Consider the following 6725-nt stretch of genomic DNA (forward strand, 5'->3'; position numbering starts at 1 on the left):
CCGCCACGCAGCGAGAACCCTCCCAGAACCGCGGCCGCAATGGCGTAGAGTTCGTAGAAATTGCCCTGCGAGGACGGCTGCACGGACCGGGTGTACATGGCGAAGAACACCGCCGCGAGCGCGGTCAGGCCGGCGCAGATCACATAGGCCGCCGTCACCACCATGCCGGTCCTTATGCCCGAGAATCGGGCCGCCTCCTCGTTCTTGCCGATGGCGAACAGGTAGCGCCCGAACACCGAGCGATGCAGGGTGAACCAGGCAACGATCGCGACGATGGCCAGCACGAACACCGACACGGGCACCCCGCCGATGCGGGCGACGAAGAAGTCGAGGCCGGGATACTCCGAGCCGAACGGAAAGCCGGCGGTCGCGTCGGCGGTATAGCCGCGGGCGACGCCGCGGTAGATCAGCAGGCCGCACAGGGTGACCACGAAAGGCTGCATCTTCAGCCGGGTGATCAGCAGCCCATGGATCAGCCCCAGGAGCAGGCCCAGCGCGATGACGATGGCCATGGCGATCGGCCAGGGCACCCCCTTGCTGCCGACGAGGTCGACGAACAGCACACCGAGCAGCGCGATCATCGATCCGGCCGACAACTCGATGCCCCCGGTGATGATCACGAAGCCCTGGGCGATCGCGAACAACCCGAACAGCCCGATCAGGTTTGCCGTGTTGGCAAGGTTGTTGGGGCTGAGAAAGAGCGGATTGCGCAGGTAGACGACGAGCCCGACCACCACGATGAGCACCAACAGGCCCAGGTCTTTCTTGTTCATTGCAGCGCCTCCTCCGCCTGCCCCGTTCGGGCGATGCTCCGCCCGACGGCGAGCAGCAGTATGTTGTGCTCGGTGAAATCGGCCCGCTCGAGGATGCCGGAGATGGCCCCCTCATGCATCACCGCGATCCGGTCCGAGACGCCGATCACCTCTTCCATGTCGCTCGAGATCATCAGCACCGCCACGCCGCTGTCGGCCAGGTCGCGCATCAACCTGTAGATTTCCGCCTTGGCGCCGACATCGATGCCGCGCGTCGGCTCGTCGAAGATCAGCACCCGCGGCCGCATCGCCAGCCACTTGGCCAGCACCACCTTCTGCTGGTTGCCGCCCGACAGGCTGCCGGTCCTCGTCTCGACGGTGGGCGCCTTGATCCCCAGTTCGCTTCGGCTCGCCTCGGCCTGCCGCCGCTCGCGGCTCCTCGACACGAACCCGCCCACCGCATAGGCGCCCAGGTTTGGCAGGGTGATGTTCTCGACAATGGGGAGATCGAGCAGGATGCCCGCCCCCTTGCGGTCTTCGGGCACAAGGAACACGCCCGCGGCGAGGGCATCGGACGAGGTGCGGAGCCGCAATGGTCTGCCGTCCAGCGACACCGTCCCGCCGAAGCGCTCATCGATGCCGAACAGCGATCGCGCCAGTTCGGTGCGCCCAGAACCGACGAGGCCCGCCAGCCCGAGGATCTCGCCAGCATGCAGGTCGAAGTCCACCGCACGATGCGGATAGGCCGCCGTCCGGATGGCGCGCGCCGACAAGGCCACCGATCCGCGCCCGGCACGGGCGGAGGCATCCGCCACCTTCAGGTCGCGCCCGATCATCAGCCGCACCATGCGGTCGTGCGAGACTTCCGACCGAGCCAGTTCGCCCACCAGCTGGCCGTCCCGCAACACCACCACCCGGTCCGCGACCCGCTCGATCTCGCCAAGACGATGCGAGATGAAGATGACGGAGACCCCCTCGTCCCTCAGCGCCGCGATGACGTCCAGCAGCCTGTCGGTTTCGGCCAGCGGCAACGACGAGGTCGGTTCGTCGAGAATGACGAGGCGCGCCTCGAGCGAGAGCGCCTTGGCGATCTCCACCAGCTGCTGCTGCGCCAGCGACAGCCGGCCCAGCGGCGTGTCCGCCGAGAAGTTGGCGCCCAGCCGTTTCAGGAACGGGGTCACGGCGGACCGCATGCGGCGCTCGTCGACCAGGTTCAGCAGCCCGCCGATGCGCGGCTCGCGGCCGATGAACACGTTGGCGGCAACATCGAGGTTGTCGAAAAGGTTCAGCTCCTGGTGGACGAAGGCGATACCCGCCTTCATCGACTGCGTGACCGTCAGGCCGTCCAGCGCCACGCCATCGATCTCGATACGTCCCGCGTCGGGCTTGATCACCCCCCCGAGGATCTTCATCAGCGTCGACTTGCCCGCGCCGTTCTCGCCGACGAGGCCGATGACTTCGCCGGCACCCACCGACATGTCGAAGCCGGCAAGCGCCACCACTCCGGGATACGCCTTGCGCACGCCCGCCAGTCGCAGAAAAGGGCGCATGGCCTCAGTCTGACCGTCGCCAGTTGGCATAGAACTTCCCCACACGTTCCGCCATCGGAACGCTAGCACCAACGCCCTGCGGCGCCCACACCGATCGGGCGGCGGGGCCCGGGAAGGCCCACGCCGCCCGCCGGAGGAACCCTAGCCGTTGATCTTGGCCTTCAGATCGGCCTCGAATGCATCGACATTGTCCTTGTTGATCACCTTGGTGGGCACGATGATCAGTTCGTCGGCCGGCACGCCCGACTTGTCGCCCTCGAGGTAGGCGGCCATCAGCTTCATGCCCTGGTAGCCCCACTCGAACGGCTGCTGCACGACGGTCGAGGCGAACGAACCCTCGCGCACGGCACCCAGCGTCACCGGATCCTCGTCGAACGCCACCACGGTGATCTGCCCCAGCTTGCCCGCTGCCTGCAGCGCCTCGTAGATCTTGGGCGGGTTGTAGGAATAGAAGCCGACCATGCAGTTGACGTCCGGATTGGCGACCAGCACGTCGTCGACATTGGTGCGGGCACGGGTGAAGTCGACATCGTCGCCGCGCACGTCGACCAGCTCGATGCCCTTGCCCTCGATCGCCTGCTTGAAGCCGGCGATGCGTTCGATGGCATTGTCGGCGCCGAGGAAGCCGACGAAGCCCATGCACTTGCCGGGCTGGCCGTTCATCGCCTTGACCATTTCCTCGCCCGCCTGGACGCCGGCCAGCGTGTTGGACGAGCCCAGGTAGGCGATACGATCGGAATCGGTCGCATCGGAGTCGGTGGTGAACAGCGGCACCTGCGCCGCGATGCGGTTGAAGGCATCGATCGAGTTCTTCGGGTCGGCCGACGAGATCATGATCGCGTCGGTGCCCGCCGCGACCAGGTCGTCCATCAGCGCATTCTGCAGCGCCGCCGTCCCCTGCGCGGGGTATTTGAACTCGAGTTCGTAGTTCGGCAGTTCGCCCTGGGCCTTCTTAACGCCAGCTTCAGCCAGCTTCCAGAAGTCCGAGGCGGCATTGACGACGAAAGCCAGCTTGGGCTTGTCCTGCGCCAGTGCTCCACTCGATAGGGCGAGACTTGCGGCAAGCGCCGCGGCCAGGCCGATCATAGTTCTCATGTCTTCCTCCCAATGTGCCGCATCGCGGCTGATGTGCGTACCTCAGTGCCTGCCTGCGGGCCACGACCGACCCGCCGGGCCGGAGTGGAGGCAGTCGTGTCAGTCAGTTCGCGACGGCCCTGCCGGCCCTCGCCGGGGTCCGGTCGAAACCGGCCCCTGCCTCCGCCCTGCCCGCGCAGGACGGAGTTGATAGTCGTGTCACTCGCCGGTCTCGGTATTGCGAAGCCGGTCGAAGGCCACGGCCAGAACGATGAAGGCTCCCACGAAGGTGCCCTGCCAGAATGTGCTGATCCCCAGCAGCGTCAGCGAGTTGCGGATGATCTCGATGAGAGCGGCGCCCACTATCGCGCCGAGCGCCGTGCCGCTGCCTCCGGCCAGGTTCGCGCCGCCGATGACCGCCGCCGCGATCACGGTGAGTTCGAGCCCGGTGCCGAGGCCGGTGGTGACAGAGCCGAGCCATCCGGTCTGCAGGAAGCCCGTGACGCCGGCGCAGAACGCCACGAACATGTAGACTGAGACCTTCATCGCCTTCACCGGCACGCCGGTCAGGATCGCCGCCCGTTCGTTGCCGCCGATGGCAAACAGGTGCCGCCCCCACCGGGTCCAGCGCAGCGCGAAGCCGGTGATCAGGGCCAGAATGATCATAGCGATCAGCGGGTTGGGTACCGGCAAGCCGAACAGCGACACGGACCCGCCGCCGATCGCGAACAGGATCGCCTGGTCCGGACCGAACTCGTAGATCAGCGCATTGTTGGAGAGCACCATGCCGATCGAGCGGGCGACCGACATCATCCCCAGCGTGACCACGAAGGCCGGCATGCCGGCGACCGCGATCAGCAGGCCGTTGATCAGCCCGACGAGCAGCGATGCCGCCATCGCCGCCGGCAGGGCCAGTGCGATCGGCAACCCGGCATGCATGATGATGGTCGTGACCATTGCCGAGATCAGCACGGTCGCCCCGACCGAAAGGTCGATGCCGCCGGTGATGATCACGGCCGTCATGCCCAGCCCGACGATTCCGACGAACGCGAAGTTGCGGGTAACGTTGAACAGGTTGTTCGGCGTCGCGAAGGTGGTCGTCAGCATCGACATGGCGAGGACGGCCAGCACGACGGCCAGCAGAATCCAGAAGATCTGGCGGCTGACCAGCCAGGCGAGCGGCCCGCGATGGGTCCGCTGGTCGATGACGTCCTTGAGGGTGGCGTCGGCACTCATTGGGCAATACTCCTAGGCCTGCTCGATGGCGCCGGTGATGAGGCCGGTGACTTCCTGCGGCGACGAATCCGCCACCCGCTTGTCGGCGACCTTGCGGCCGCGCCGCAGGACGACGAGTCGATCGCAGACGGCGAAGACGTCCGGGATGCGGTGGCTGATCAGGACGACCGCGATGCCCTGCTCCTTGAGCCGATGGATCAGCGCCAGCACCTCGGCGACCTGCCGCACGCTGATTGCTGCCGTCGGCTCGTCCATCAGCACGATCTTGGGATTGGACAACCGGGTCCGGGCGATGGCGACGGCCTGGCGCTGTCCGCCCGACATGCGCTTGACGATGTCGCGGGGACGGGTTTCCGACTTGAGCTCGGCGAACAGTTCGCCGGCCCGCTTGTACATCGCGCCATAGTCCAGGATTTCCGGCACCAGCCAGCGCCAGCCGCGCCGGCGACGATGCGCGGGCTGCTCGGCTTCCTGCGGCGTACGGGCTAGGTTGGTGAGCTCGCGACCGAGGAAGATGTTGGCGGCAGCCGTCAGGTTGTCGGCCAGCGCCAGGTCCTGGTAGACGATCTCGATCCCCTTCGAGCGGGCGTCCTTCGGCCCGTGCAGCTGTACCGGGCGGCCATCGAGCCGGATCGTCCCCTCGGACGGATTGAAGTTACCGGCGATGATCTTCACCAGAGTCGTCTTGCCGGCGCCATTATCGCCAACTAACCCAACGACTTCGCCAGCATTGAGCGTCAGCGAGATGTCGGTCAGCGCGGTAATAGCGCCATAGTGCTTGGCGATGTTCGCCAGCTCCAGAACGGCCATGGACCTCCCCTCGCGGATATAGTCTCCGCTTGTCATTCACCAGCAATCTTGCGGTCCTCAGGTCGATACGTCAATTGACATTCTTTCTACCGGAAGAGCCGTATACCTATTTGTACGACAAATGCATTACGTGATGCGTGACATGTAGTTAGCGTTATTGTCATACCAGATTTCTGCACGGTATGTGCACGTACGTCAAACCCATTGACACTTCACGGAGTAGTAATATTATATGCGATGACGGTTCCGGACCGCTCGAGGCGCGCCGACGAGTTCGGCACTGCGGACCTGGCGGGATCACAGAACTCATCGCGACGGCGACCCAGCTGGACTTCGGCCCGGCCGAGGACAGGTGCGCGCCGAAAACGCGTGGGGGCCCGCATGCAGCGGGTCGAGACAGCAACGAGGGAGGAAAAAGTATGCGCAAGACGACTTTGATGCTCGCGGGGGCCGCCGTGGTGGCGGGCCTGGCAAGCGGGGCGGTAGCCGCCGACAAGAAGATCCTGGCGGTCGTGGTCAAGGGCCTCGACAATCCGTTCTTCACGGTCATGGGCCAGGGCTGCGCCGACTGGAATGCCGCGCACGCCGACAGCGAGTACGAGTGTCTCTACACCGGCCCGGCCCTGAGTTCGGACGAGGCGGGCGAAGTGCAGATCGTCCAGGATCTGATCAGCCGGGGCGTCGCCGGTATCGCCATCTCCCCGTCCAACGCGCCGGCCATGGCCAACATGCTCCGGGCGGCAAATCCGCAGATGCCGATCATCACGGTCGACGCCGACCTGCTGCCGGAGGACAAGGCGCTCCGCAGGACGTATTTCGGCACCAACAACTACGACATGGGCGTGGGCATGGCCAAGGAAGCCATGAAGCTCAAGCCCGCGGGCGGCTCCGTCTGCCTGCAGCTGGGCAATGTCGCCGCGGCCAACATCAACGAGCGCGCCGCCGGCTTCCGCGACACCATCGCCGGTGCCAAGGGCGTCGACCGTCTCGACAACACCAATGGCTGGACCGAGGCCGCCGGCTGCCCGGTGTTCACCAATGACGACATCCCCACTGCCAACCAGCAGATGGCCGACGTCTTCACTGCCAACCCCGATCTCGATGCCTTCATCCTGGTGGGCGGATGGGCGCAGTTCGGTCCGCAGGCCTACGCGCAGAACACCGACCAGGTCATGGACAAGCTCAAGAGCAAGGACCTGATCATCATCGCCGGCGACACCCTGCCGCCGCAGACCCAGGCCTTCCGCGAAGGGCGCAGCCACTTCCAGATCGGCCAGCGGCCCTACCAGATGGGCAACGAGGC

At 65.9% G+C, this 6725-nt stretch carries 6 protein-coding genes; 1 reads left to right on the forward strand and 5 read right to left on the reverse strand.

The features are described 5' to 3' along the window. From ACE3TU_RS16885 to ACE3TU_RS16905, 5 genes are all read right to left on the reverse strand, one after another. A partial coding sequence (locus tag ACE3TU_RS16885; protein WP_374626274.1) for an ABC transporter permease occupies positions 1-773 on the reverse strand: 773 nt, incomplete at its 3' end. After that, positions 770-2332: a sugar ABC transporter ATP-binding protein gene (locus tag ACE3TU_RS16890; protein WP_374626276.1), complete on the reverse strand. Its 1563-nt coding sequence runs from the start codon at positions 2330-2332 to the stop codon at positions 770-772. The genes ACE3TU_RS16885 and ACE3TU_RS16890, both read right to left, overlap by 4 nt. Positions 2333-2443: 111 nt before the next feature. Continuing rightward, on the reverse strand, positions 2444-3397 hold the full coding sequence (locus ACE3TU_RS16895; protein ID WP_374626278.1) for a sugar-binding protein: 954 nt from the start codon (positions 3395-3397) through the stop codon (positions 2444-2446). Between the two features lie 198 nt (positions 3398-3595). Next, positions 3596-4612: an ABC transporter permease gene (locus ACE3TU_RS16900; RefSeq protein ID WP_374626280.1), complete on the reverse strand. Its 1017-nt coding sequence runs from the start codon at positions 4610-4612 to the stop codon at positions 3596-3598. A gap of 12 nt (positions 4613-4624) precedes the next feature. Then, positions 4625-5458 carry an ATP-binding cassette domain-containing protein gene (locus ACE3TU_RS16905; RefSeq protein ID WP_374626282.1) on the reverse strand — a complete coding sequence of 278 codons (834 nt, stop codon included), beginning with the start codon at positions 5456-5458 and terminating at the stop codon, positions 4625-4627. A 383-nt stretch (positions 5459-5841) separates the two neighbouring features. On the opposite strand from ACE3TU_RS16905, the gene ACE3TU_RS16910 reads away from it, so the two are divergent. Then, a partial coding sequence (locus ACE3TU_RS16910; RefSeq protein WP_374626284.1) for a substrate-binding domain-containing protein occupies positions 5842-6725 on the forward strand: 884 nt, incomplete at its 3' end.

The organism is Devosia sp. (genome assembly GCF_041917035.1).
Lineage (GTDB): Bacteria > Pseudomonadota > Alphaproteobacteria > Rhizobiales > Devosiaceae > Devosia_A.